Here is a 25,465-nt window from a genome sequence, read left to right on the forward strand (position 1 = left end):
CAGCGGGCTGGTCACTGCATCTCCTGCGGGGGCCTGCACCGGTGCGACCAGCGCCGATGGCCATACCGGGGAGCTGGTCGAGCAAAGATCCGTTCGGCTGCCGCGAGCCGCTGCGTGTGATCCTCGGCTACGCCGGCCACCCGTTGAATATCCCGTCATGACAACCCCCCAGTTGTTTCCCGCATCCCCAATTCGGCCAGCAATAATGGCCGAGGCTTTCATGGTGTAGTCGGGAACCGAAGGCCAAACCGAACGTCACCCAGCGGTGATCTAGCGCACAGAGCAAGCGTAGGAAAGTGCCGCTACGCTCCGACCGCAGCAACATGTCCTGACCGAAGACGCGCAGCGGCGTGGCGCTCGAACACGTCAAGGGCTACGAACATCTACCGATCGGGGGATCATGCACACCTTCAACGAACGAGCCCAGTTCGGGTTCAAAGACTTCGCCGCGCTGCTGGCCGGGCTGGTGATGCTCGCGGGCGGGTTCGCGGCGATTACCGCTCTGCCCGAATGGGTTACCCAATGGGGCACAGTGCCGGTGTATCTGACCTATTTCCTGTACATGTCGATCGCTGGGCGGCTGTTCTGTAAAGGCGCCGACGTCGCCTGGGGCGCGCTCAAAGGTGCTGCGGCACCACGTGAGGCTGCGTCGATCTCGCGGAGGTGAGTGGTGTTCTCGTTCAGCCGGCGGCGGTGTTCTTGGTGCGGGCGTGGGCGAGGCGGTAGGAGTCGGTGCCGGTTTCGATGATGGTGCCCCCGAAGGTGAGCCGGTCCACGATCGCCGCGCACAGCCGGGGATCGGTGAACGTCTTTGTCCACGAACTGAAGGGCTCGTTGCTGGCGATGGCCACCGAGTTCTTCTCCTCCCGCTCGGTCAGCACCTGAAACAGCAACTCAGCGCGGCGTTTATCGAGCTCCATGTACCCGAGCTCATCAAGCAGGAGGAGATCCACTCTGCCGTAGCGGGCGATGGTTTTGGTGAGTTGTTTGTCGTCGGCCGCTTCGACCAGCTCGTTCACTAAGCGGGTGGCCAGGGTGTAGCGCACCCGGTAGCCGCGCTCAGCTGCAGCGGTTCCCAACGCGATGAGCAGATGGGACTTGCCGGTGCCGGAATCGCCGATCAGGCACAGCGGTTGACCTTTAGTCACCCAGTCCCCGGTGGCGAGTTGGTGGATGGTGGCCGGGTTTATGTTCGGGTTGGCCTCGAAATCGAAGTCACCCAACCACTTCTGGCGGGGGAACCCGGCGGCTTTGACGCGACGCACGGTGGAGCGGCGGTCGCGGTCATCGCATTCGGCCAGCAGCAGCTCGGCCAGAAACCCTTGATAGGACAGTTGTTCCCGGTTCGCTGCCGCTAGGCCTTCGTCGAGGACGGCGCGGATGGTGGGTAAACGTAGCCGGCGGCAGGCTTGATCGATCGCTGCGAGGGCGGCGGGTTCGGTCAGGCCGCGTTGGCGGCGCAGCGTGGTGGTCACCGAAGTGGCGGCTGGGCTCATGACACGTGACTCTCTTCTCTGGTGGTGGTCGGCGTGGCGCTCGCCGGGTGGGTGTCGGCGCTGGAACTGGGGCGGCGGCGGGCCAGCAGTTCGTCATAGACGGCGACGTTGGGTAGTGGCCGGGTATCAGCTGGTGGGCCCGCGATGATCGCTGCTGAATCGGTGAGCCTGCGCTGAGTCAGGCTGACAACGCGCTGCTCATATGGTGTTTCATGCGCACCAAGATGGCGGTCTGATTCGGGACCACCCTCGTGCTGGGCAGCGTGACGGCGGGCTTCCACCGCCACCACATCAGCGCTCACCGAGCCAATCGACACCGCGGCGGTGATCCCCGCGATCACATCCAGTTCAGCCATAGTTCGGTGCAGCAACAGCACCTCGATCAACTCCCGAGTGCCCGCACCACCGCCGTTGACCCGCCGAGCGGCAGCCCAGAACGCCTCATGCGCCGCGGTGAACGTGCCCGTCGCCCGCGCCCGGGCCAGCGCGGTCGACCCGGGAAACGCGCCCGGTTTGATCTTGAGGACTTCCAGGTGGTGATCCAACAACACACTGGACCCACCCCTGGTCGCGATCCGTGGATGGGTCGCGATCACGTTGGCCCCGTCGAATACCACCACCTCGTTGGCCCGCAACGAGACCCGAACTTTGCGCCCGATGAACCGCACCGGCACCGAATACTTCGCCATCCGCACCGTGATCAACGCCGACCGATCCACCCGCGGCGTGAGCACCAGGCCAGGATCAAACGGTTCGAACGGCAACGGCGCCAACAGGGGTTGCTCGGTGGCGAAGTCCTCCCCGATGGTGCGGATCCGGTCACCGATACGCCGGTGGTCATCTTCGGCTTCCCAGCCGCGGATCCGATCATTGAGCTCCGGCTAGGGAGTCGACCTCGGGCATCGGAGACAACCGGTTACGGCGGAAACGGCCGACTTCGCCTTCCACACCGCCCTTTTCATGCGCCCCAGCGATACCGGGCTGGCAGTAGAAGGCATCGAACCCGAAGTGTGACCGAAACAGGATCCAACGCTGGTTTTCGGTGCGACGCCGATCCGTTCCGTGCAGCACCGTCGCCACCGCGCAGGTCAGATTGTCGTAGCGGATATGGCGTGTCGGGACACCCCCGATCGCCGCGAACGCCTCAATGTGGCCCTCCAGGAACGCTTCCTGCCCTTGGGTGGGATAGACACGGTGAATCGCCTTACCCGAGTGGGCCAGCCAGAACACGAACATGTGGCACTTGGTTTTCACCCCGGCCAGCATCACCCACACCTCGCCGAAATCGACCTCGGCTTCCGCCCCGGGCGGGTGTTCCTGCGGGACGAACACCTCCACCCGGCGGCCCGCTTCGATATCGATCTGGGCACGACGCACACGGGCGTAGTCCCGGACGGTTGAATACGACAGATCGACCGCGCCGTGTTCCTCAATCAGCCGGTGCAGAATCCGCCGCGCGGTATGGCGCTGCTTGCGCGGTGCTGTCGTATCAGCCCACAACATCGCATCAATCACCGATTTGAACGGGTCAGGTCTCGGCGACCGGCGCACCGGAGTCTTACGCGGCGGAGGCACCGGATCAGCCAACGCCTGGCGCACCGTGCTGCGACTGACTCGATACTTACGCGCCAGTGTCCGAATCGACAATCCATCGACCCGGGCATCGCGACGAATACCGGCGAACAATTCCACACGCAGTCCCATCGGCCCTCCACCCAACTCGCTCCAACTGATGGAGTCCACGTTGAGGTGGTCCTGAATCAAACCGTCACAACCACGCCGATGAGCCGAACAAAGTGGTCCCGAATCAAGCCGTCACACCGGGTCCGAATCAACCTGTCACAGACACGGGACCTTGTCCCGGTCCGCGATCTCCAGCACCGGCAGGCTCGTGGCACCGGTAGCTCTGCGGTGCCATCGGCGCGGGTTACTCCACTCCACCACCAGCCGATTCGCCAAGGGCGCTAGAAATCCGCTCGGCTGCAGATCCCAGAATCGATTGGTCTCCGTCCGCTCGGCCAGGACCTCACCACGATTCTCGAAAGTGCCGTAGAGCCGCGAACGCCGTTGGCCGTCGGCGATGAACACAACCCAATACCGTCCTGGATCGGCGGGAAACAGCCTCGACGAAATATCCTGGTAGCGCGTGTAGTCCCGCACCCGCCTCGGAGTCAGATCCTCTCGCCCCCTCAGCCCGCCTTCATCGCTGCTGTTGAAGCTGTGCCGGATTAGATACATGTCGTCGAGGGCTATCGGCGGATCGTGTTCAGCTCCAAGGCCACCAAACACATGCCCCAGCGTCAGGAACCCTGCCAGCTCACCTGCGCGACCAGACGTAGCAGCCGTAACAGGCTGGGAGACCCGATTCTCATCGACCACGGCCTCACCTTATTGCCACCCTCGTCGAACTGAGCGAACCCGGGCACTAGGCCCTCGCGGCGCGCTGCATCCGGCCGCGGCGTCACACCGGGATTTCGGCGCCCGGTACAGCCCGGCCTGTGCACCCTGGAACATCGGCACCGCACACGGCGGTGAAACCTGAATGCGCACAGCGGTCCTTTCGTCGAAGGGGCACCGGTGGCCAGGAGCTGCCGTGAAGCTTGCGGCGAATTACCGGCCATCGAAGCCACCACCGCCGGCGCAGGACGGTGTTGCTCACCGCGTGGGTGAACCCGGGGTTGTCCTCGATGAGCACTGTGACACCGGTGGGACCCGAGACCGGATAGTCCGCCGGCGGATCGCTGAAGTGGATCACCTCATCGGCGGTCTCCACCAGCACCGTGACCCGCAGTGTGGCGGGAATTCCGAACAACAGCTGGCGATCCGGATTGCGGGCCTCACCGATCGCCAAAACCCCACTGGCAACGGTGAACTCGCCTTGGTACACCGGCCTTCCAAGTCCTCGGGTGTCGGTGCCGACCAGGACCCGCACCCGAACCTGGTGACCGAGAAGCTCACCGTCAAACATGCTCATCGTGCGCACCCAGATCGCATGCACAGGCCGCGGCGGAGTCACGACACAGCCGATCGCCTCGTGCGCATAGATCCCCGGCACGCCACGAGCGCCGACATCCTCGATCACCACAACAGCACCATCGGGTGTCACCTGCACATCACAGAGCACCGTATTCGCCATGATCAACGGACGTGACTCATTCGCGGCTGCTCAGCGGTAGGCGGCTAGCGCTGAGGAAGCCGAGTTCAGAGCCTCCATCAAAGGTAAGTCCGAGAGCCGCCCGGCTATCCAAGTAGTCGCCAACTCGGGCGAGCGCGATCGTGATGGCGTGAATGCCATCTATGCCGCCGCCGAAGCTGATCCACGGCTGGTCAGCAGTGCCGGTGATACGGAAGGGGCAGTACCAACCTTGGTCCGCCGGCGCCGCCGGTTCGAACGGTTGGGGGGGTCCGAGCTCAACTGTTACCACGGTAGCGGCGGCGGTGCGCAGCACGCGCGTAGCCATCGGCTCGTCGAAGTCCAACTCCATGGGTGAGGTCTCCTTCACTGGTTCACTCTGTGCGGCGAACAACGCGGATGGGATCACAGCTAAGAATGAAGCGACGCCCGACCCGCGCGTCGCGCTCCCCCACCTAGTCGCCACCCGCACCCTCTCAAGGGCGATATCACCGGAGAGTGAGAGGCCACTCTAGCCTGCTGATTTGCCATCGTCGTCCACCACAATCTGTTAGGACCATCGCATATACTGACTGAGGCGTCAACCCGGCATAATTTCTCGAAGACAGCAAATGAACCCGGCCGTCGACCTTCTGGACCGCATCCCGGTCCTCCATGTCTGGCGCCGCGTCGACGCCCGCGTTTCACCGACCCACGCCCCGGGAGCAATCCTGCACCCGCCCACCTTTGGATCACCGCGAAAGCAACGCCCCCGATCGGAAAGATTTCGATGAGGACCGACACACCGCGCACCACCACTGAACAGAAAGGCCGATAGGCGATGTGGATCTGGGGTATGCGCCTGTCCGAACGCCGACGGTTACTGATCGGTTCGGCCTGGATCTTTTCGTGCCTGTTCGGCAATGCCGCGGTGAGGCTACGCCACCATGGATACGATCGGTGGACCTGGTGGCTGCTGTTCGCCGGCGTCTGTGCCGCGATCAGCCTCCTGCTGAGCTGGACGCTAGCGCGCTACGGGCGTCTGGCGCTCGCGCGCCACCGGCAAGCGTTGGCCGGCCTCGATGACCATCAGTGCCGACAGGTAGCGCGGGTGTGGCGGCGACACGAACCCATCCCCACCGATGCGGCCGTCCTAGTAGCGGCGCTGAGCCTGCACGCGCTGTCAGAGCGGCAACGCCTACGCACATGGCGCGCCCGTACCATCTTCGCGGTCCTCTACGCGGCGTCGAGCTGCCTGGCCTACTTCGCTACCGATCACAGACTCGCGATCGCACTAACGATGTGGTTCATCGCGGCCCTCATGATGTCTCCTGAAATTCACGCGAGGCTACGCAGGCCCCGGCTGGCGTTGTTACGCGCCGCCGCCCAGGACGATCCCGGCGTCACCGCCGCGATCGACACCATCACCAGCCCTCCCGCGGCTCGACCGAGACGAAATGTGTGGATGCTGATAGCTGCGGCGCTCATCAGCCTTGGGTATTTCGCATCGTTCGCGGTGGCTGTTCACTTCTCGCCGAAAGAACGCGGCTGCCACGCCTGGCGGTCGATCGTGAACGATGGCGATTCCGAGTTCATATGGACCTCCAACATCGGTCCTGGCGGCCCGCCGCTGGCCGACTACCAGCAGTGGGTACAGCGGCTGCACACCTATGCCTCCGACGCCGGCGATGACCCCGACACCGCGCCCCGTATTCGCCGTATCGTCGACCTGGCAGACCAGGCGGTGGAAGTGGTGGGCCGCACGCGGCAGCCAGACTTCGATACCCGGCCAGAAATGTTGATCGGGCCGCAGACCCACTACGTGGACTTGCTCAAAAGCTTCGTGGGCGAGTTGGACTCGATGACTCGCCTATGCACGTCATGACCACCTGAGCACAAGACCAGTGCGGGCGGGCTCCGCGACGCCACCGATGGTCGTTGCCGGCGGTCCTCGTACCCACCACTGAGGAGATCGACGAGCGTCTTGCGAAGGAGGAGATCGTGCGCCGGACCGTTCGGATCATCGGCCCCATCGACGCCTTCGGATCGACGCCAGTGGTGGGGGCGTCGATGGAGATCGACCTCGCTGATCCACGCCTGATCATCAACAGCCCACAGGCAAGCCTCACGGGCCGGATGCGAGGCAAGGTCCGGCTCGGTCCATCCGTTAGCCGAACCGGCGCAGGGCACCTCTTGGGTCGCGTTCACCCCCGTCCTCGTCGAGAACCCCACCCGCCTGATGATCGTGATGGTCGTCGACCCTTGATCACACCCACACCCCAGGTCGTGGTCTGTCTGAAGAAGGTGGAGCAGGCGCCGGTGAGGGGGGGTGATGATACTTCGACGGGGCAGTACACGATGCTGGCTGTACAAGTCCGGCATTGCCATGCTGGCGCGAGATGTTTGGAGGCAGCGGGGTGAGACCAGAGGATGCGCGGCCAGTACCGCCCGTGACGATTCACTGGGTCGCCGGCGACGGTGATGCGCGGCGGGCGACGATCTCGGCGTTCGCCCGACCGCGGGCGTGGCTGCGGGTGGGCATCGGTTCGCTGGTCGCCGCCGCCGCTGTCGCTGGTATCGCGGTCGCTGCCGGCGCCCGCGCAGCCGCCGCGGGGATGCTGCTCCTGGGAACGTTCGCCGGCTACCTGGCACTGCTGCAGCTCGTGTCGATGGCGTTGGTGTACCGCCGCAACAAGCGCATCTGCGCAGCCGGCTCACGGTGGGCAGCGGGCTCCGACGAACAGGTACTGCGGTTCGACTGCCCCGACCGAACCCTGGTACTGGACCGGTCGGCCATCCGGTCTGCGCGGCGTTCGGGCACGGTGGTGGTGCTGCGGATGAACGCCGGTGACACCTTCGCCGTTCCGGGTGTCCTGCTCCCCGACGCTGCGTTGCAGCGCAGAATCGGGTCGTGAGCACAACACTCCCGTCCGCCCATCAAGGATTTCTGCCGCTACGGCGGGCCGTGGCGTGCGGGGTTCTCGTTCTCGCGGCGGCGACAGGTTCGGCCTGCGAGTCCTGGACCGCGGCCGCGCCCACAGGCGCTTCCGTGACTGCGGCGTCCAGTGCAGCAGCCGCCCCGCAGACGGCGACGGCGACGCAGGTCGTCAACGTGGCGGCGGTCGTCGACGGACAACCCGCCAACGGTTACCGGGACACCACGCCGGCGGACGCGAACAACACGGTCTCCATGTGCGATGCGTCCCCTTCCGGTGCCGATGCCGGGATCTACCGATGCTCGCCGTCGGCGGCCGGGGCTGATGTGTGCTGGCGCTCGACCGGCTCGACACTGCTGTGCGTCGATGACCCCTGGCGCAAAGAACTTCACCGGGCAACGGTGACCGATGTGCTGCCCGAGGCCGTACCGTTGTCCTCCCCCCGCCCGTTCGCCCTGCTCCTCGATGACGGCACGCAATGTCGCATCCGCAACGGCGGCGCCTGGGGCGGCCGCCACGACGGCCTGGTGGGCGCCTACGGCTGCCAGGGCGCTGATGCGGTCCTGGTGGCCACCGCCGACGGTGCGCAACCCATCGATCGCTCTCAACCACGCTGGACGGTGCAGGTGGGTCCCCTCGGCGCCGACAACGTTTCGTTTCCACCACCGAGGACCCGCGGCGTGACCACCGCCTGGTTCGCCACAACAGGCAACTCCCATGTCTGATCCCCGCCCGATGACCCCGCCCGAGGCCGCGTTGGTGCACGCGTTCCTGGCCTTCGACTTCCCCGGCGTCGAGGAGCTGCGGGTGCAGGCCCGCTCACTGCTGGTGACCCAGGGCTGTGCCTGCGGCTGCTGAACCCTGAACCTGCATCCGGTCGGCGACGACCTTCCGCGCTCGGCCGCCGCCCGGCCCGTCGACATCGACGCTGACGTCTTCGACGCCGACGGCAACGCAATCGGCGGGGTGATCCTGTTCCCCCACGACGGCCTGTTGGCGATCCTGGAGGTCCACTACTGGGTGCAGCCCCGGCCCGGGCTGCCGTCGCTGGACATGATCGAGTGGCACCGCGACACCGGTCCCTGGACCCGTTCGGGCACGCGAGCGGAGAACGCCAAGACCGCACTGACGTTGCCGTCCTGAACGCGGCCGCGTCTGCGTGGTGTCAGCCCAAGCCGACGTAGCGGGCGGGAACGGCGGCGGTCAGCCACACCTCCTTCAGACGTCTCGAAGAACTCATAGCCCTCGGCTGCCATCTGGCCCGCAGCGACCCGCAGGACGCAAGGCCGGGTGTGCCGAGCGGCGAAGCGGTGCGCAGCCCCGGCACTCGGCGACAGCGCGACCCAGCCACTGCCTGATGGCCGCAGCCCGGTCCGCAAAATCGACATCAGGGCGGCTTCGCGCCTCCCGTGGAACAACGACAGCGGCGGCACCGCCGGCCTCGGATCATCGTTGACGGCAGTCCCTCCGATCGGCGCCGTGGATGAGGACCCCGATCGCTCCGCGCTGCGGTGGGCCCTCCGGCTCCGGCCCGGCTCGAACGGGCAGCCACCCTCACCGTGCGCGGTAGGTCGCACCCTTACCGAGTAGATGCGACTTGGGCGGAGTCGTGGCTGGACGCTACTGGCGCATCGGCAGTGATGGCAATCGAATTCTCATCCGCCGTCCAACTACGCGCCGTGTCAGTGGTCGGACAACCACTGCCCGTACTTGGCTCGCAGAGCGTCGCGGGTGGCGGTGTCGGGGCCGCTGCACCCTGCCGTCGATCCGCAGCGAGGAATCCGACCACACCGAGATCGACTACTCCCGCTACTCGGAGTGCGGCTGCTGCATTGCCGATTGTCCGGACGTGCACCCCGACTCCGGCAGTGGTCTGCGCGTCGTTCCCGGCTCAGCGGTGATCGCTCAGGAGTACGTGGCTACGCTGCCGGGCGAGAAGCAGAAGGCGTTGCGGGAGCAGGAGGCCCGCGGCGAGCTGCGGATCGCTCCGCAGTCGGAGATGCGGTTGTCGAGGAGGGACTGATGAGGCTGAGCTTGATTGTGCCGTACATCCCGCCGCCCACTCTCGACTGCGCCGCGAAGTTCTACGGTGCGATCCTCGACGCCGAACCCATCGCCGAGAAGCACGAACAAGGACCTGATCACTGGTCGGTGACCTGTGCCGAGACCGGCCTCGTGCTGGAGCTGTACCCGGCCACATCGCGGCCGCACACCGCAACCGGGTTGGAGTTCCGGGGCCCGGACGTGGACGCCGCAGTGCAGCGGTTGATGGACCGCGCTTTCGCGCTGCCCGAACGAACCCGCGATGGTGACGGTTGGTGGGTGAGCGAACCCATCGGCAACACCGTTGTCCTGCTACGCGAGAAGTAACACCCAGTCGGACATACACTCCGCAACATGTTCGGCAACCGGAAGATCTTCCGCGACCCACCCGTCGAGCTCACCGCGGCGCAGGAGGCGACCGCCAGGAACGCTGCGCGCCGCGCCGCCCGAGAGGCTCGCCGCTCCTTGCGCACGGTCCGCGGGCAGTATCGCCGCTACCGCGCAGGCGCCGGTGTGGCCTACCTCGACTGGCCTCGGTGGCGGGCCGAGTACCTGGGCGAGTACAGGGGCGGCGGGATCAATGAAGGCGGCGCACAGGTCGGCACGAACGTGCCCGGCGACGCCCTGTAGGCCGTCGGTGGTGTCGACCGCCGATTCCCGTGCTCGGGCCTGCGGGTCCCGCAGCGACGCCACAAGAAAAGGCTGACCGGTATCGGTGTGGCAGACCGCTTATCAGTAACAAAGCGGGCCAGCCGGCTTGTCTGTGCAGTTCGGCACGTTGGAGACATGTGTAAACCTTGCGAATGAGAACCGGACCGTCCGCGACATGTAACCCCGAGGCCGTGGCGCGACCTCGTCCCCATTGCCTGTCGACATCGGAGATTCGGGACACGCGGTGTGAGACAAGACCTCCGATGGCGCTAAGAGTCAAGGGGTGGATTCGGAAACGTCTCAAAGTCCATGACCAGCGAGTTGCTGATTGTCAAGGTAATTCGGTCCCACGGTGACGGAGCTAGTTGGCCCACTTCGGGCGGTGAAGACGAGATTGCTTTGCTAACGAACCCGGGTCCCATAGCCGATCCGCATCGTTGTGCAGCTGGCCCCAGGGTGTACATGGATCAGTGCAGGATTGTTGCGATCGTTTGCCAGCGGTGGTGGCGGTGGCGGAACATGAGCTTGATGAAAATCCTGGTCAGGATTCCGTGAAGGCCGTCGTCGGTTTCGATTTCGTCGGTGTAGCGGCAGTGCCGATCGTCAATGGGCTCGAAGGTGAGACGGTGGTTCCACGTGTGCACGGGGCCGCCGTGTTCGTGGGTGTAGATCTCGGTCGGGTCGAGCTGTTTGATGGTCAGGTGGTGGGTCCAGGCGGGAATGAAGCCGAACCACCAAAGGCGCGCCGATCCTTGGGTACCGATTTCGATGTGGTTGGGTACGTCGAGGCGATATATGCGTAGCACTGGTCTCAGGACGTAATTGACGTGCTCCCCGGACTGAAGTCCGGGGATTCCCGTGGCGGCTTACGCCGCTGTTGGGGTGCTTCCTGTTTCAACACCCACTGCCGCAACAGGTTGCGGTCTTACACGGGCTCCACAGTCGTTTAGTCTCTCTGCCCGCCCGGCAGCGAGAATGACGTTGGCGGCATTGTGGTCTCGGTCGTGAACGGCCTGGCACGACGGGCACGTCCATTGCCGGGTCTGTAGTGGGAGGTCGTCGAGGCGATGCCCACACCCCGGCGTAGAGCAGGTTTTGCTCGATGCCAACCACCGCGACACCGTGTGCACGGTGCGCCCGTAGTGGTCGGCTTTCTCGCCGATGATCTTTACGAACTGGCCCCACCCGGCATCGCTGATGCCGCGTGCAAGCCGGCGATTGCGCACCATTCCGGCGATGTTGAGGTCTTCGACGTGGAGCACTTGGTTCTCGCGCACCAACGCCAAAGCCGCCTTATGGTGATAGTCCCGCCGCGCCCGCGCCACCTCGTTGTGCGCGATCGCGACCCTGCGCCTGGTCTTGCCTCTGTTGGCCGATCCTTTCTGTCGGCGGGACTTCTCCCGCTCCAACCGACGCAGCTTGCGCAGCTTGCGGCCCAAATGCTTCGGATTCGCCATATCGACTCGGCGGCCATCGGTGGTGGCGACCGTCGCCAGCCGGGCGATCCCGACGTCGATCCCGGCTTCCTGGTCGGTCGCCGGCAGCGGGACTGCCGGCACCTCGACGACGAAGCTGGCGTAGAAATGTCCGTCGGGCTCTCGAATGATCGTCACCGAGGACGGCGCTGACGGCAGCTCGCGGGACCAACGCACCTTCACCTCGCCGACCTTGGCCAGGAATAGTCGACCGTTCGCTTTGAGGCTGAACCCGTTGCGGGTCAACCGAAACGACTGCCGATGGCCCTTACGCGACTTGAACCGCGGTCGACCCACCCTGCGGCCCTTGCGTTTCCCGGTGGCCGAGTCGAAGAAGTTGCGCCACGACCGGCGGGAATCGTTGACCGACTGCACCAACGCCACACTGGGCACCTCGCTCAGCCAACCACGCGCCTCGGTGGTCTTGGCTGCGGTGATCACCCGACGCTGAATCTCACTATCGGACAACTTCACCCCGGCCCGATACGCCTCATCCCGGACCCGCAGGGCGTCGTTGAACACCACCCGAGTGCACCCGAACACCCGCGCCAACATCAACTGCTGGGCCGGTGTCGGTTCAATGCGATACCGATAACGCATCTGCACACCACGACTGTAAAGGCGACCTGTGACAACAACGACCTATCGACGCGCCCGACACAGCGTTTCCGTACTGCACGCCCACCTGGTGTTCGTCACGAAGTACCGGCGACCGGTGTTCACCGACGCCATGCTCACCTTCACCGAAAACACCATGCACGGCGTGTGCGCCGAACTCGACACCGAACTGATCGAGTTCAACGGAGAAACCGACCACGTCCACCTGCTCGTCGCCTACCCACCCACCCTGGCGATCTCCACCCTGGTGCAACGCCTCAAAGGCCGAACCGCTCACGCGGTCCGCCGCGAGTACACCGGCATCTGCATCCGTGCGCACATGCGCGGACACCTCTGGTCCCCGTCCTACTTCGCCGTCTCCTGTGGAGGCGCACCGCTGTCGATCATCAAGCAGTACATCGACGGCCAAGCCCGCCCACTCTGAACACCGGGCTACGCCCGCTGACAACCAGGGATGGGCTCACCCCGGACTAAAGTCCGAGGCTTGCGCCCAAGAACCCGGTCAAAGAAGGCGCCGAACTCGCTGCTGAACAACTCGCCAAGCACGCTGACGACCTCACCCACGCCGCCGAGAGTGTCGTGGGCGTCGCCAAAGCCGGCCCGACCCCACCCACGCAGCTCGTTGACGACATCACAGCGAAGGCGCCGGTGCCCGGCGTGGGTACACCGAAAGCGCCCAACGCTCCCCCTGTCAAGACCCCGCGCGATGTCCCGCCGGGGCACACGCTCGATTGCGGATGTGTCACCCAGCACCCTGCCGGTGTGTACGACGAGACCAAGATGGGCGGGCAGGGGCCCTTCATCGATCACTACGAGGCCGGGATCCTCGACCAGCCCAGCCCCTTCACCATCGCTGACGAGGCGACTCAGCTCGCCAATCGCAACGAAGCGATGAAAGGATTCCCACTACGGTCAGGCTTCGCCCGCGACGAAAAACCCCTCGCTATGAGCGCTGATCGCGGTACCGGTCGTCCCACCGTCCGCTACCTGAATCCGACGGCATCCTCGCGCGAGGGCAACATCTGGTCAAACTTGCGCCAGAAGTACCAACTCAAGCCCGGTGACCGTGCCGAGATCGTATTCAGAGATCGCTCCGGACAGATCAGCTGCCGCAGCTGCGCCCAACGCGACCTCCTCAATCGGCAGCCACAGCTGCGACCGTCGAATCCCGCCCAACAGCGCGCCCTCGATGAGCAGCGGGTGACTACGGTGACTAACCGTCAGCGCGTTACCGCCATTCAGAAAGCCGGGACGATCTCCGCTCGTGAGAACCGCACTCACGACGACCAAGGATCATCGGCACACAAGAACCGCGATCAGAAGAAGAAAAAGAAGAAGAGCAGCCAGCACCACCCCAAACCCCGCTGAGTCAGAAAGGACACTGATGACAGGGATGACCGGGAATGAACTACTCGCCCAAGCCACCATGATCCCGATCTACCACCAAGTGCGTTTCTCGGCGCTGGGCTCGAGGACCGTTCCTGAATTCGATGATGATGCCGACGAATACCTTGCTGACGAATCCAGCATCCACGTCTACACCTTCGCCGACGACCAGGACGAGCACGCCGACCGCACCGTCGACATCTACGTCTACCGCGGCGCCGACACCGCTGGGCTGGGGCGACTCATTTTCGACACGCCCCTGAACTTCCCTCAGCCCGAACTCACCTTCGGCAGCATCCTGGAGACCGAGGACTACCACCACCACGTGCCACTCAGACGAACAGGTGCCATACCTATCCGGGTCCTTACCCGAGAAAGCCAGCCCGGCAACGGAACCGACATCATCAACGTCCTCATCGACGACAGCTAGCTGTGATGTCCAGGGACGTTGTCTCGTCAGAGCGAGGGAACTCTGGACATAGAGAAAGATCGGATTGCCCTGGGCAGGGCAATCCGATCTTTTATAGATTCTCTTCGTTTGTACTTCTTGGAAGAAAAAACGAGCTTATGGTCGGCAAGGCCGGGCATGTAGCTCGTTTACGTCTTAAATGTACCACATGCCGATCCAGGAACCACCGGAGTATGCCGACTTCACCGCCAGGATCATGGAGATTTGCTCGACGCGCGCTCCGTGGCACCGCCGGCTCTGGCGTGCGGGGACGTTGCAGGTCGGACGCGAACTTCGCGACGAAAGCGCGCGGCCTGGTACTCCGGAGTCTGCGATCGCCGACTTGAGAAAGCACTGCCGGCACAGTCTGCAGACCGATAACGGCATCGCGGATCGCGGACAGGCTCTAGGCAATCTGGCCGGCATCAAACCGGGGGTGACGTACTCCGACCATGCCTGGGTGAGTCTGCGCGAGCACCTCGATCGATATGACCAGGACTATCTCCAGACGTGGGCTACGGCATTCGACGCCGTACCGGATCCAGACCCCCGCCGGCGAATCGATATTGAAGGCGCCGCGCGGCGGATCACCGCTCACCTTCTCGATGCAGGGATGCACAAGAGTAGCGTTTACGCCTGGCTGCGAACGATCCGAGACGATCCATCAACCACCTTGTCGATCGGTGACTTCTTACGCGAGGCTGACGCTCGACTGAAGAAGCCTCTCAAGCTCTACACGTTCTGCGTTCCAGTACAGAGTTCCCCGAAGTTCGACGGATCGGGGCCACCACCTGGCTGGCTGACCGCCCAGCAGACAACCGAGTGGAAAGCGCAGTATGCGGCGAAGGCGCCTGGAGTATCTCAGCAAGGCTCGTTCCTCATCGAGGTGTCTGCCCATGACATCAACACCGCAGCAGACCGAGCCCGCACACGCATATCCAACCTCGCAACCAAGCTGCAACTAGGCGCGAAGAAGCCGATCACCCTGAACCCGAGCATGTGGTCGAAGGACAAAGGCAACGAATTCCCCGCCCACGCCACCAACCGCGTCATCAATGTGCACGCCTTCGAACGCCTAGGACACCTGCACGACCTCGACACGGTCGACTACATCACCAACACCCTGGCGCTCGTGCAGGCAGTCCGCACCGGACCCCCGCACGTCGCCGTCGTCAACGGCTGGGCAGCTATCGAGTCACTGATGGTCGGCCCGGCCGACGAACAGGACGTCATCGCCGCGCGACGATTCGCGTTGATCGTCGCAGCAAGCATGCTGCGCGCGGAACTGTCATGGCTCTCACGCTCCTACACCAACCTCCATAGCGGACCCGCCGCCGACGAGATGCGGGAATGCAGCGAAAACCTAGACCGCGCCAAGCTCTTTCAACAGCACCTCCACAACAGTCCACCGCTGAATCTGAATGCGATGGATACGCTCGCGCTGAACCGCATCCGACCCGCCCTGGCCAATCCGCGAGGTGAGATCGAGAAGATCACCGACATCCTTACCCGTGAGTTCACCCGCCTCTACCGCAAAAGGAACATGATCGTCCACGGAGGCCAGATCCAGGAGAGCAGCCTGCACTCCCTGTCTGAAACACTTGCTCCCCTGATCGGTGCCGGCATCGACCGAGTCGTGCACGTCGGCCTAAAACACAACGTTCGACCAATCGAACTGTCGGCTATCGCCGAGACGCGTACCCATTACCTTGCGCCCAGCACCTCCACCAACGCGGGAAAACTACTGGAACTACTGGAGTTCTGAACCAACTCCGCGGCACCTCGTTGCACGGCCAAGAAAGTGCTCGCGGTGGTGATTGCGGCCCGGTTCTCTCACATCGTGGCCGTGGCCGTGGCCGTGGCCGTGGGCGTGGCCGTGGCACGGGTCGGGGCCCGACCGGGCAGCGGCGGAACGTAGAGGGGGTGCAGGGTCAACAGCTGTCGACGGAATCGGCGATGTCCGGACCCTGACTGATTCTGGATGTCGATATGCTCGGTCTCGACTTCGACGATGCCCGCATCGCGGAGATCCCGGATTCCGGCCAGCCGAGTGTCTTCAGACAGTCCATGCCGTTCGCTGAACCCCTTGGGGGAAAACCACACCGGAGGAGCTGCCGGTGTGCGAATCCCCTCTCCTGGCGGGTGTTCGATCCCTGTCGGGCGGTGGTGATATGACAGCACGATCAAGTACATCGCCAGGCCAGGGCCGCTGAGCCTGGCGATCGCGCCAGTAGTCCACAGTTGGTCCGGTACACGAAAATAAGATCCGCTCTTGCCGTCAGGCCGCAGATACGGCTTACCTGGCCGCGCATGGTCATCGAGGAGAGTGACCACGTTGGCCATACCTGGCTCACCGGGCTCGATTGCGATGAAACCTCGTCGCGCGAGCTCCTGAAAGTTGGCCGCGATGGTGCGAGGCCCCCTGACCGGATCGTTCATGCCAATCAGTTCGGCCCACCAGCTGGCAGGACGTTGCGACGAGTAGGGCGGCATTGAGTTGACCCACCACAGGCTCAGTAGCAGCGCTAGGCGCGTCCGGCCGCCACGTCCACCGCCGGCGCCGCCTCGCGCAGCTCGCATCACAGTTTCGAGGCCGGTTGGACTCCCGCCCTCACCTTCGCGTGTCACGAAGGACCGTCGTACGGGAGAGCCGCGGTGTGCAGTAGTCCCTGCGAATGTTTGCGCAGTGCGGCGTGACGGCGCTTGATGTTCAGGCTGTGGGGGCACTGTCTCTCACCTGCTACTTTTGAGTGAAGACCTGCCACACTTGGTCAGGTAATTACATAGTACCGGGCGCTAACGTACGAGTATACCAGGTGCAAGCGACATGTAGTTCTTGGTCGGCGCCGCTGCAGTGGAGTAGTGTCAGTGGCGCACCGGTCCACCAAACGGTTTAGCTCGCACTTGGCTTCCGTTTTAGTGGGCCCGCTCGCGCCAGCTGTCGCCGCCGCCCCAGGTATGGGCGTCGGGGAAAGGAAGGCACTGGCCCTGCGCAAAAAGGTGCCGGCACCCCCGGGCTCCCACCCGGGGGTTTGCCGTATCTAGGTCTCTAGAGCACAAACACTGGGGCCACCGCCACCGAAGGAAATCACGCATGAGCATCACGCCGACTCCGCCACTGCGCCCCGACTACGGCCCGAACAGCCCCGACCAGGTGATCGCGCACGTCCATTCCGATGGACGGATGGCCATCACACTGACCGAGGGCACCTGCCTGCAGGTGTCAGACCTGGACGAGTGGCAGCTTCTGGGCCGCGTACAGATGCGCACCGACATGCCAAGCGAGCTCAAGATCAACGTGGTGGCGTACCACCGCCACACCGGACGACTAGCACGCTTTTACGTGATCCGGCCGAGGCATCCCGACGGGCTTGATCCGCTGGACTACAGCTCCGACCCCGATGACCTGCCGGGTTATGCGGCTTGGAAGCAGCAGTGGGACCAAGGGAACGCCGCCGCGCGGTACGAGACCGATAAGCCCCTATGGGACTTGGTATCCCGGCTACCCGAGATCACCGACGTGTTTATCGGCACCGCTAAAGATCTGCATGACCAATAACTTGTTGGGAGCCGGCATAGTGCGCCCCGGCGACTAACTCATCGCGCACTACATACAGTCGCGTCGAGGATCTCCTCGTCGAGGTGTCTCGTTTCTAAAGAACTTGGACGGCTCATTTCTTGTCTCGATTGGCGGACCCGTCTGGTGTTGCTCAGTTGCGGGATGCGGAGGCGCGTCGAGGTTCTTCGACCTAACGCATGAAATGTTGCCTGACGTGCTGTTATGACATTTGAGTCAGGTAAATGTGTTGCGCTTTTCCACTGCTCATGGCTCTGGTTGTGGGGTTGGTGTCCGGCGGCGATCGCATCGCCAACCGGTAGGGTTTGATTGCTGTGGGCTAGATCACCGTTCGGTTTTGGGGTTGGTTCCCGACTACACCTTGCAGATGTCCGTCGTAGCTGGCGGGCGATGTGGGTTGACGTAGGAGGTTGGGGTCGTGGGGGATTTTCTGCCGGGTGACCGGCCGTGGTGGAGTGTCCGGTGGTGGGCGCAGGTAGCCATCACGCTGGTGGCCACCGTTGCTTTGGTGGTCGGCGGGGTGCACTGGCTTTCTGACCGCGATCGATCGGAGACTCGCCCCGCGGCGGGTGGGCCGTCGAACGTGGAATCGGTGGCGGCCGCGGCGTCGGCGGCGTTCGCCGGAACAGCACTAGCCTCAGATGACACGCTGAGTCCCGCAGCGCGGTCGGCGAACATCCCGGCCGATCCGGTGGCGGGCTGGGATCTGCCCACCACCGACGGACGCCGCGTGCAGCTGGTGCTGCCCGCCGGTTTGGGGGCTGCTGAGCACACCCCGGCCGGGCAGGTGGTCTACCCCGACCGTGGTGCCGGTTTCAGTGTGATCGCCGAGAACCAAGGCGCGGGTGGGCGCACCATCACCCGCATCCCCCAACCAGTGATGACCGGTGCCGCCACGACACCGGCCGCCAAAGCGACGACGACAACCAGCGCCGACGGTCAGGTATTGCCGATGGTGCCGATGTTCCTGCGCACCCCGCCCGACACGGTGATGCTGGCCCACACCAACGGGATCATCACCCTCAACGACGCTACCCCGGCCGCGACCACCATCGCCACGATCGCCGCGCCGCAGGCCCGCGACAGCCACGGAACCGTGGTGCCGAGTGCGTTTGTGACCCAGCAGATCCGGCCGGGACTGTATCTGCTGGCCCAAGTCATCCACCCCGACGCCACCACGGTGTGGCCGGTGTATGCCGACCCGTGCTTTTCCTGCATGCTCGACAGCGTCGCCTCGGCGGCGCAGTCGGTGGCCGATGCCACCGTGGTCGGCGCGAAAGCGGTCGGCAATTTCGTGAAGAACAACCCGCTGGAGTCCGCGGAAATCATCGGCGGCTCCGTGCTGATGGTCACCGGGGTCGGGACCGGGTTCGGGGCCAGCCTGGTGCTCTCCGGCACCACCGGTCTGGTGCAGAAAGCCGCAGCCGCTGATCCGACCAATCAGCTTCTGGCCGCCGCCGGTGACACCCTGGAAGTCCTCAACTACGTCAGCCCCGCCCGCAGCATCCAAAAAGGGGTCACTGCTGCCGCCGAGCGCAGTGTGCAGAAACTCGATGATCTGGCCGAGAACGCCCTCAGAGACGTCAACACGGTCAAACCCGTCACCCCCACCCCCTCACCACAACTGGCCAACGACATCGCCGGCACCCTGACCCCCAAACCCGGAGTCGGAACCCCCGCCGCAGCCAACGCACCGCCGGTCACGCCGCTGCGTTCGGCCGATGATCGTATTCCGTTGGAGCCCCCGCCTTTTGGCCCGGTCAGACCTCCGACTGACTACAAGCCGCCGAGTGTGTCGCAGCCTGCCGGAACCAGAAACGACTGTGGCGATGTTTGCGAGAATCCCGCCACTATTTACAGTCAGGAATGGACACCGGAGACCTACGACAACAAGCTCTCGGGTATCGAAAACGGTCAGTCATCAGCGACCGTGCACCGAGAGACCGACCAGGCACAGATTGATCGGAATCGCCGCGCCGCACAAAACGGCGTTCCCAAGGGGGGGAGGGACTACGTACTCGAAGAAGACAACCCCGCCTCCACCAAAGAGGGTGGGCAAGGAGCTCGCCTGACCTACACCCCCAAATGGGAGGGTGACCGGGAGGGCAACCAGCTACAAAGAACCTATAGAGACCAAGAGATTAACGACGGAGATCCCTATGATCGCGTCTTTCGCGGTGACGACGGCAAGGTCCGTTGTGCACCGTGTGCGATCGATCGCCGAAATCAGCAACAATCCGCTGATGCAGCCCGCGCCCGCGCCCAGGCCAACGCCCGTGAGGCTAACGACGCCTCGAACCAGGGCAATGCATCCAAAACGAACGTCACCAACAACACTCAAGACACCACGAGCCGCGCCGAGCATCGCAACAATAAGCACGGTTCCAACAACGGCAGCAAGAAAAAGAAGAAGCAAAGCACCAATAAGAAACACCGCAAGGGCCAAAAATGACCTCCGCTGATAGGTTCGTGAGCGCATGACATCCCCTAACCAGCTCCTCGCCGAATTCGACGTCTTCCCCGATCACGGCACCGTCGTCATCGAGGACGCCGGCAAGACCGTGATGCCAGACGATGTACCAACATGGGGGGTCAACATGGCCACCGCCACCGACCACACCCTCACGGTGCTCACGATGTCCGCCGACATGGCCGACGAGTTCGGTCGAAACGTTGCCGTGCGGGTGTATCGAGGGACCGACCCTACAGGGCTGGGTGAACTGGCGTTCGACGGTGCTCTGACCTTTTCAGAGCCCAGTCTCGCCATTGGCCAAATACTCAGCCTCCCCGAAGACCGCCACAAAGTGGCTATCAGTCGGACCGGGCGCGTCCAGGTCCAGGTCTACTGGCGCAACACCATTCCTGAAGTATTTCCCGATCCAACAGACCTCAATATTTTGATAAACGACACGATGTAGTTGACCCTCACGGAGATGTAGTGGAAGTTCGCCTTCTTCGTCAGGGCACTTGAACACCAGGCCCCTGTCTCATTTCTAGAGATCCGAGACAGGCTCAGGGAAAGCCTTCCCCGTTGCATCGCCCCAGGTGGCGTTGTCTCATATCTCGTCTCACACTGCGTGTCTCGCATCTGCCTTGTCACTGCCAGCTGAGACAGTCGATAAATGACAGCCACCCTCGGCTACGCCCGGATCAGCACCTGAACCGTCCCGAGTTTGATGCCGGCTTCATGTTTGAGACATCGCCGGCTCGGACGCTCGGAGTTGAGCGTAGTAGGTGCTCTCGTATTCCTCGGGTGGGATGTAGTCCAAGATGCTGTGCAGACGGCGGTTGTTGTACCAGTCGACCCATTCCATCGTCGCGTACTCGACGTCGTCGAGGGTCCGCAACGGCCCAGGCCGAAACGGGCTCCCGGTGCTGATGGCCTCGGTCTTGAACAACCCGATGGTGGTCTCCGCCAACGCGTTGTCGTAGGCATCCCCAACGCTGCCGATCGATGCCGCAATACCCTCTAGCACAAGGGTTTCCGCGAAAGAGATCGACGTATACTGCGATCCGGCATCGCTATGGTGGATCAACCCTTCAGACACCTGCCGGCCGTGATGATCACGGCGCCACAACGCCATCTTCAGCGCAGTGGTGACCATGGCGGTGTCCTTGACCTTGGACACTTGCCAGCCCACGATCGCCCGGGAGAAGCAGTCGATCACCAACGCCACATACACAAACCCCGCCCAGGTCGGTACGTAGGTGAAGTCGGTGACCCACTTGCGGTTGGGTGCGGCGGCGCTGAAGTCGCGGTCCAGCAGATCGACTGGCCGATCGGCACCCTTGTCGGCAATGGTGGTGCGGTGCCTTCGGCCGCGAGTGATGCCCGACAGGCCCTCGTCGCGCATCAGCCGTTCTACCGTGCATCGGGCGACGCGGTGGCCCTGCCGGCGCAGGTGGGCGGTCATCTTGCGCCGCCCGTACATGCCCTCGGGAGTGCCGACGGTGGCCAGCAGCGCGTCTGTGAGCTGCGCATCCGAGCGCTTCCGCGCTGAGGGGCCGGCGGTCTTCCAGTTGCGATACGTCCGTGGGGCAACCTGCACACCCTGCTCACGCAGGACTGCGCAGGTCGACTCGACCCGGTATCCGGCCGCGCGCATCTGGTCGATGAAACCGCAGATCAGCGGTGGCGCGGGTCGAGCTCCCGCGCGAAGAAAATCGAGGCCGCCTTCAGAATCTCGTTTGCCTCCTTGAGATCCCGAACTTCACGCTCGAGTTCGCGGATGCGCTGCGCCTCAGCAGTCGTGACACCCGGACGCTCGGTGGCATCGACCTGGGCCTGCAACACCCACCGACGCAGCGACTCCACACCAACCCCGACCTTCGGACCGATCGCCTGGCAGGCGGAATACACCGACCGATACTCACCGAGATGATCGAGCACCATCTTCACCGCACGCTCGCGCTGCCCGACCGGGTAATGCTTGGCCATACTCGCCATCCTTCTCACAGAAGGAAGCGGCATCAAACCCGGGACGGTTCAGTATGTCTGCCAGACCGCACAAGACCTTGGCTATACGACGGAGACGGAGCGGCCGTTGAATTCCGGGCTGGTCGCCGACGTGTGGGTTGACGACGCTGTGGCGTGCCAGCGTGTCGAGGTGCAACGTGTGCGAACCGACATCCCTGACCGCACTGATCCGCACCCCGACGTCGTGTGGCTAATTCTGGAGTATGCGCGAAGTAACAAGGCCATGAACAGGTACTTGTTCACCAATCCTTGTGTGCGGGTGAAGATCCTCGACTCCGAGCGAAATCCGGTTCAACCCTGGGCCGACCCGTGCGCGACGCGCAACCCGCTGCGGTCACGGGCCCGCGACCTGATGGCCGATCGTGCCGCGCGTATCGGACGTCGACATCGCCGTCGCAGTCATAACCGTCACTGACGACGTGGCCGCCCGCGCCGATATCGATCGTGTCAGGGCGAGCACCGTTCAGATTTCACCAGCGGCAAAATCCCGACCGTCGGGGACCCTCCGCGGCCTCCGCCTGCGTGCTCTGGCGAGAGATGTTCGGTTCTGTCTATGACAGTTTGATGTGGCTCCGGTAGGACGGTTTCACTTGGCCCCTTTTTTGACTCGCCGGTGTGGTTGTGACGGTTTGAGTTGGCCCCACCTCAGTGTTGATCCATCGAACAGGGTTGCGATGGAGAGGGGCCAGGGTGGAGGCACGGGTGGAGCAGTTCGCCGATATTCGCCGGGATCGACGGCTGGACGGGTTATCAATCCGGGAGTTGTCGGTCAAGTATCGGGTGCATCGGCGTACGGTGCGCCAAGCGCTGGCTGATCCGGTGCCACCTCCGCGTAAGACACCGGTGCGCCGGTCGCCGAGACTTGACCCGTTTAAACCGGTGATTGATGCGATGTTGGTCGCTGATACGACGGCTCCGCGGAAGCAGCGTCATACCGCGCGGCGGATTCTGCACCGCCTGATTGAGGAACACGGCGCGGTCGATCTGTCGTATTCAACAGTGCGGGACTACGTCCGGCTGCGTCGTGCCCAGATCGATATCGAGGCGGGCCGGCGGGTGGAGGTGTTCGTCCCGCAGGAACACCCTCCTGGGGCGGAAGCCGAGGTCGATTTCGGTGAGGTGTGGGTGGTGCTGGCTGGGGTGAAGACCAAGTGTCACATGTTCGTGTTCTGGCTGGCGCACTCGGGTAAGGCGATTCACCGGGTCTACCCGACCCAGGGCCAGGAAGCGTTCCTGGAGGGCCACATTGAGGCGTTCTCGGCGATCGGCGGTATCCCGACCCGCCATATCCGCTATGACAATCTGACGTGCGCAGTGGCCGCGGTACTGCATGGCACTACTGATCGGCGGCGGGCGGAGAATTCACGCTGGGTGTTGTTTCGTTCGCACTTCGGGTTTGATGCCTTTTACTGCCAGCCCGGGATCGCTGGGGCGCATGAAAAGGGCGGTGTGGAAGGCGAAGTCGGCCGCTTCCGCCGCAACCGCTTGTCCCCGATGCCGGAAGTGGATTCGCTGGCTGAGCTTAATGAGCGGATCCGCGGCTGGGAAGCCGAGGATGATCACCGGCGTATCGGTGATCGGATCCGCACGATCGGCGAGGATTTCGCCACCGAACAACCCCTGCTCGCGGCGTTGCCGTTTGAGCCGTTCGATCCTGGTTTGGTGCTGACTCCGCGGGTGGATCGTTCGGCGTTGATCACAGTGCGGATGGCGAAGTATTCGGTGCCGGTGCGGTTCATCGGCCGCAAGGTCCGGGTCTCTTTGCGGGCCAGCGAAGTGGTGGTCTTCGACGGACGCACCCTGGTCACGACGCATCCACGGATCGCGATCCGGGGTGGGTCCAGTGTCCTGTTGGATCACTACCTGGAGGTCCTCAAGATCAAACCGGGTGCGTTCCCCGGATCGACCGCGTTGGCCCGGGCCCGGGCGGCGGGGACGTTCACTGCGGCGCATGAGGCGTTCTGGGCTGCGGCGCGGCGGGTCAACGGTGATGCTGCGGGCACGCGGGAGTTGATCGAGGTGCTGTTGCTGCATCGCAGCATGACCGACCGCGATGTGATCGCCGGGATCACGGCGGCGTTGCAGGTGGGGGCGGTCAGCGCTGATGTGGTCGCGGTGGAAGCCCGCCGTCACGCCGCCGGCCGCGTCACCACGGGTGGGTCCGAATCGGACCGTCCCGCCGCGGTTCAGGATATGCCGGTTGAGCAGCGGGTTGTCAGTTTGACCCAGCGCCGGCTCACCGATCCGTCCGCGATCATCGCGGGCCTACCCCCGGATACCCGGCCACTGCCCAACGTCGCCGTCTATGACGAGCTACTGGCCCGCCGGCGCAGCAGTTCCAGCGCCGATCCCCACACCGCAATGCCGCCGCACGACAGTCCCGTTCCCGCAACCGTAGAAGAGAGCCATGTGTCATGAGCCCAGCCGCTACCTCGGTGACCACCACGCTGCGCCGCCAACGCGGCCTGACCGAACCCGCCGCCCTGGCCGCGATCGATCAGGCCTGCCGCCGGCTCCGGCTGCCCACGATCCGGGCCGTTCTCGAGGAAGGACTGGGTGCGGCCAACCGGGAACAACTGTCATATCAAGGGTTTCTGGCCGAGCTGCTGCTCGCTGAATGCGATGACCGCGACCGGCGCTCCACCGTGCGCCGGGTCAAAGCGGCGGGGTTCCCGCGGCAGAAATGGTTGGGCGACTTCGATTTTGAGGCCAACCCGAACATCAACCCGGCCACCATCCACCAACTCGCCACCGGGGACTGGGTGACTAAAGGCCAACCGTTGTGCCTGATCGGGGATTCCGGCACCGGCAAGTCCCATCTGCTCATCGCCCTGGGTACCGCCGCGGCTGAGCGTGGCTACCGGGTGCGTTACACCCTGGCCACCCGGTTGGTGAACGAGCTCGTCGAGGCCGCCGATGACAAGCAGCTCACCAAAACCATTGCCCGTTACGGGAGGGTTGATCTTCTTTTACTTGACGAGCTCGGATACATGGAGCTTGATAAAAGGGGTGCTGAGCTGCTGTTTCAGGTTTTGACTGAGCGGGAGGAGGAGAACTCGGTGGCCATCGCCAGCAACGAGGCCTTCAGTTCGTGGACAAAGACGTTCACCGATCCCCGGCTGTGCGCGGCGATCGTGGACCGGCTCACCTTCGGGGGCACCATCATCGAAACCGGCACCGACTCCTACCGACTCGCCCACGCCCGCACCACCACCGCGGTCACGTGAAGCCACAGCTCAGCTGAAT

The 25,465-nt window shown here is 64.0% G+C and carries 27 protein-coding genes and 1 pseudogene; 19 read left to right on the top strand and 9 right to left on the bottom strand.

Annotation, left to right across the window (positions count from 1 at the left end; genetic code table 11):
* The first annotated feature begins 400 nt into the window (after positions 1 to 400).
* Positions 401 to 667, top strand: a complete 267-nt coding sequence (locus tag QN239_RS31230) for a hypothetical protein (protein ID WP_499017070.1) — start codon at positions 401 to 403, stop codon at positions 665 to 667.
* Between the two features lie 13 nt (positions 668 to 680).
* Here the strand turns inward: QN239_RS31230 and istB (QN239_RS31235) are convergent, their stop codons facing one another.
* The 5 genes and pseudogenes from istB (QN239_RS31235) to QN239_RS31255 form a co-directional block, all read right to left on the bottom strand.
* Entirely contained in the window at positions 681 to 1,496 is an 816-nt protein-coding gene (istB, locus tag QN239_RS31235; protein ID WP_499017072.1) for an IS21-like element helper ATPase IstB, read from the bottom strand.
* Positions 1,493 to 3,200, bottom strand: a pseudogene (gene istA / locus QN239_RS31240) (IS21 family transposase). The gene istB (QN239_RS31235) and the pseudogene istA (QN239_RS31240) overlap by 4 nt, the downstream one beginning before the upstream one ends.
* A 135-nt stretch (positions 3,201 to 3,335) precedes the next feature.
* On the bottom strand, positions 3,336 to 3,875 hold the full coding sequence (locus tag QN239_RS31245) for a hypothetical protein (RefSeq protein ID WP_499017074.1): 540 nt from the start codon (positions 3,873 to 3,875) through the stop codon (positions 3,336 to 3,338).
* An 82-nt stretch (positions 3,876 to 3,957) separates the two neighbouring features.
* Positions 3,958 to 4,638: a hypothetical protein gene (locus tag QN239_RS31250; protein ID WP_499017076.1), complete on the bottom strand. Its 681-nt coding sequence runs from the start codon at positions 4,636 to 4,638 to the stop codon at positions 3,958 to 3,960.
* A 10-nt stretch (positions 4,639 to 4,648) separates the two neighbouring features.
* Positions 4,649 to 4,981, bottom strand: coding sequence for a DUF6968 family protein (locus tag QN239_RS31255; RefSeq protein WP_499017077.1), 333 nt, complete (start codon positions 4,979 to 4,981; stop codon positions 4,649 to 4,651).
* A gap of 483 nt (positions 4,982 to 5,464) precedes the next feature.
* Between QN239_RS31255 and QN239_RS31260 the strand changes: the two genes are divergently transcribed.
* The 8 genes from QN239_RS31260 (at position 5,465) to QN239_RS31295 (ending at position 10,217) form a co-directional block, all read left to right on the top strand.
* On the top strand, positions 5,465 to 6,493 hold the full coding sequence (locus QN239_RS31260; protein WP_499017079.1) for a hypothetical protein: 1,029 nt from the start codon (positions 5,465 to 5,467) through the stop codon (positions 6,491 to 6,493).
* 565 nt (positions 6,494 to 7,058) lie between these two features.
* Positions 7,059 to 7,523 carry a hypothetical protein gene (locus QN239_RS31265; RefSeq protein WP_499017081.1) on the top strand — a complete coding sequence of 155 codons (465 nt, stop codon included), beginning with the start codon at positions 7,059 to 7,061 and terminating at the stop codon, positions 7,521 to 7,523.
* Positions 7,520 to 8,269, top strand: a complete 750-nt coding sequence (locus tag QN239_RS31270; protein WP_499017083.1) for a hypothetical protein — start codon at positions 7,520 to 7,522, stop codon at positions 8,267 to 8,269. The genes QN239_RS31265 and QN239_RS31270 overlap by 4 nt, the downstream gene beginning before the upstream one ends.
* Positions 8,262 to 8,402, top strand: a complete 141-nt coding sequence (locus tag QN239_RS31275) for a hypothetical protein (RefSeq protein ID WP_499017085.1) — start codon at positions 8,262 to 8,264, stop codon at positions 8,400 to 8,402. Before QN239_RS31270 ends, QN239_RS31275 begins: the two co-directional genes overlap by 8 nt.
* 108 nt (positions 8,403 to 8,510) lie before the next feature.
* A complete protein-coding gene (locus QN239_RS31280) occupies positions 8,511 to 8,687 on the top strand; it encodes a hypothetical protein (RefSeq protein ID WP_499017087.1) in 177 nt (58 codons plus the stop codon).
* 706 nt (positions 8,688 to 9,393) lie between these two features.
* The gene (locus QN239_RS31285) at positions 9,394 to 9,567 is read left to right on the top strand and encodes a hypothetical protein (protein ID WP_499017089.1); all 174 of its coding nucleotides are present in this window, start codon (positions 9,394 to 9,396) and stop codon (positions 9,565 to 9,567) included.
* Positions 9,567 to 9,914, top strand: a complete 348-nt coding sequence (locus QN239_RS31290; RefSeq protein WP_499017091.1) for a VOC family protein — start codon at positions 9,567 to 9,569, stop codon at positions 9,912 to 9,914. The genes QN239_RS31285 and QN239_RS31290 overlap by 1 nt, the downstream gene beginning before the upstream one ends.
* 27 nt (positions 9,915 to 9,941) lie before the next feature.
* Positions 9,942 to 10,217 (top strand): hypothetical protein, encoded by a 276-nt coding sequence (locus QN239_RS31295; RefSeq protein WP_499017093.1) that lies wholly within the window; start codon positions 9,942 to 9,944, stop codon positions 10,215 to 10,217.
* 488 nt (positions 10,218 to 10,705) lie between these two features.
* Here QN239_RS31295 and QN239_RS31300 read toward each other — a convergent pair whose 3' ends face one another.
* Both QN239_RS31300 and QN239_RS31305 read right to left on the bottom strand, forming a co-directional pair.
* Positions 10,706 to 11,044, bottom strand: a complete 339-nt coding sequence (locus QN239_RS31300) for an Rv1443c family protein (protein WP_499017095.1) — start codon at positions 11,042 to 11,044, stop codon at positions 10,706 to 10,708.
* A 60-nt stretch (positions 11,045 to 11,104) separates the two neighbouring features.
* Positions 11,105 to 12,313: an RNA-guided endonuclease InsQ/TnpB family protein gene (locus QN239_RS31305; protein WP_499017303.1), complete on the bottom strand. Its 1,209-nt coding sequence runs from the start codon at positions 12,311 to 12,313 to the stop codon at positions 11,105 to 11,107.
* A gap of 28 nt (positions 12,314 to 12,341) precedes the next feature.
* On the opposite strand from QN239_RS31305, the gene tnpA reads away from it, so the two are divergent.
* From tnpA to QN239_RS31325, 4 genes are all read left to right on the top strand, one after another.
* On the top strand, positions 12,342 to 12,755 hold the full coding sequence (gene tnpA / locus QN239_RS31310) for an IS200/IS605 family transposase (RefSeq protein ID WP_499017097.1): 414 nt from the start codon (positions 12,342 to 12,344) through the stop codon (positions 12,753 to 12,755).
* Between the two features lie 338 nt (positions 12,756 to 13,093).
* Complete coding sequence (locus QN239_RS31315; protein WP_499017098.1) at positions 13,094 to 13,699, top strand: hypothetical protein; 606 nt, start codon at positions 13,094 to 13,096, stop codon at positions 13,697 to 13,699.
* 16 nt (positions 13,700 to 13,715) lie between these two features.
* Positions 13,716 to 14,147 carry a hypothetical protein gene (locus QN239_RS31320; RefSeq protein WP_499017100.1) on the top strand — a complete coding sequence of 144 codons (432 nt, stop codon included), beginning with the start codon at positions 13,716 to 13,718 and terminating at the stop codon, positions 14,145 to 14,147.
* A 187-nt stretch (positions 14,148 to 14,334) separates the two neighbouring features.
* A complete protein-coding gene (locus QN239_RS31325; RefSeq protein WP_499017101.1) occupies positions 14,335 to 15,930 on the top strand; it encodes an integrase in 1,596 nt (531 codons plus the stop codon).
* 68 nt (positions 15,931 to 15,998) lie between these two features.
* Here the strand turns inward: QN239_RS31325 and QN239_RS31330 are convergent, their stop codons facing one another.
* A complete protein-coding gene (locus tag QN239_RS31330) occupies positions 15,999 to 16,604 on the bottom strand; it encodes a hypothetical protein (RefSeq protein ID WP_499017103.1) in 606 nt (201 codons plus the stop codon).
* 655 nt (positions 16,605 to 17,259) lie between these two features.
* On the opposite strand from QN239_RS31330, the gene QN239_RS31335 reads away from it, so the two are divergent.
* The 3 genes from QN239_RS31335 to QN239_RS31345 all read left to right on the top strand — a co-directional run bounded on the left by QN239_RS31335 (position 17,260) and on the right by QN239_RS31345 (position 20,660).
* Positions 17,260 to 17,724 carry a hypothetical protein gene (locus QN239_RS31335; RefSeq protein ID WP_499017104.1) on the top strand — a complete coding sequence of 155 codons (465 nt, stop codon included), beginning with the start codon at positions 17,260 to 17,262 and terminating at the stop codon, positions 17,722 to 17,724.
* A 610-nt stretch (positions 17,725 to 18,334) separates the two neighbouring features.
* Entirely contained in the window at positions 18,335 to 20,194 is a 1,860-nt protein-coding gene (locus QN239_RS31340) for a NucA/NucB deoxyribonuclease domain-containing protein (protein WP_499017105.1), read from the top strand.
* Positions 20,195 to 20,219: 25 nt separating this feature from the next.
* Positions 20,220 to 20,660 carry a hypothetical protein gene (locus tag QN239_RS31345; RefSeq protein WP_499017107.1) on the top strand — a complete coding sequence of 147 codons (441 nt, stop codon included), beginning with the start codon at positions 20,220 to 20,222 and terminating at the stop codon, positions 20,658 to 20,660.
* Between the two features lie 267 nt (positions 20,661 to 20,927).
* Here the strand turns inward: QN239_RS31345 and QN239_RS31350 are convergent.
* Positions 20,928 to 22,180 (bottom strand): IS3 family transposase gene (locus tag QN239_RS31350; protein WP_499017109.1). Its coding sequence is split into 2 segments (ribosomal slippage): positions 20,928 to 21,907 and positions 21,907 to 22,180, totalling 1,254 coding nucleotides; the frame shifts between segments, so codons are not numbered across the junction.
* Here QN239_RS31350 and QN239_RS31355 point away from each other — a divergent pair.
* The 3 genes from QN239_RS31355 to istB (QN239_RS31365) all read left to right on the top strand — a co-directional run bounded on the left by QN239_RS31355 (position 22,173) and on the right by istB (QN239_RS31365) (position 25,446).
* A complete protein-coding gene (locus QN239_RS31355) occupies positions 22,173 to 22,634 on the top strand; it encodes a hypothetical protein (protein ID WP_499017111.1) in 462 nt (153 codons plus the stop codon). The genes QN239_RS31350 and QN239_RS31355 overlap by 8 nt on opposite strands.
* A gap of 275 nt (positions 22,635 to 22,909) precedes the next feature.
* Positions 22,910 to 24,637 carry an IS21 family transposase gene (istA, locus tag QN239_RS31360; RefSeq protein ID WP_499017113.1) on the top strand — a complete coding sequence of 576 codons (1,728 nt, stop codon included), beginning with the start codon at positions 22,910 to 22,912 and terminating at the stop codon, positions 24,635 to 24,637.
* On the top strand, positions 24,634 to 25,446 hold the full coding sequence (gene istB / locus QN239_RS31365) for an IS21-like element helper ATPase IstB (protein WP_499017115.1): 813 nt from the start codon (positions 24,634 to 24,636) through the stop codon (positions 25,444 to 25,446). The genes istA (QN239_RS31360) and istB (QN239_RS31365) overlap by 4 nt, the downstream gene beginning before the upstream one ends.
* Positions 25,447 to 25,465: the final 19 nt, after the last annotated feature.

The sequence above is a fragment of the Mycolicibacterium sp. Y3 genome, from assembly GCF_051188035.1.
Lineage (GTDB): Bacteria > Actinomycetota > Actinomycetes > Mycobacteriales > Mycobacteriaceae > Mycobacterium > Mycobacterium fluoranthenivorans.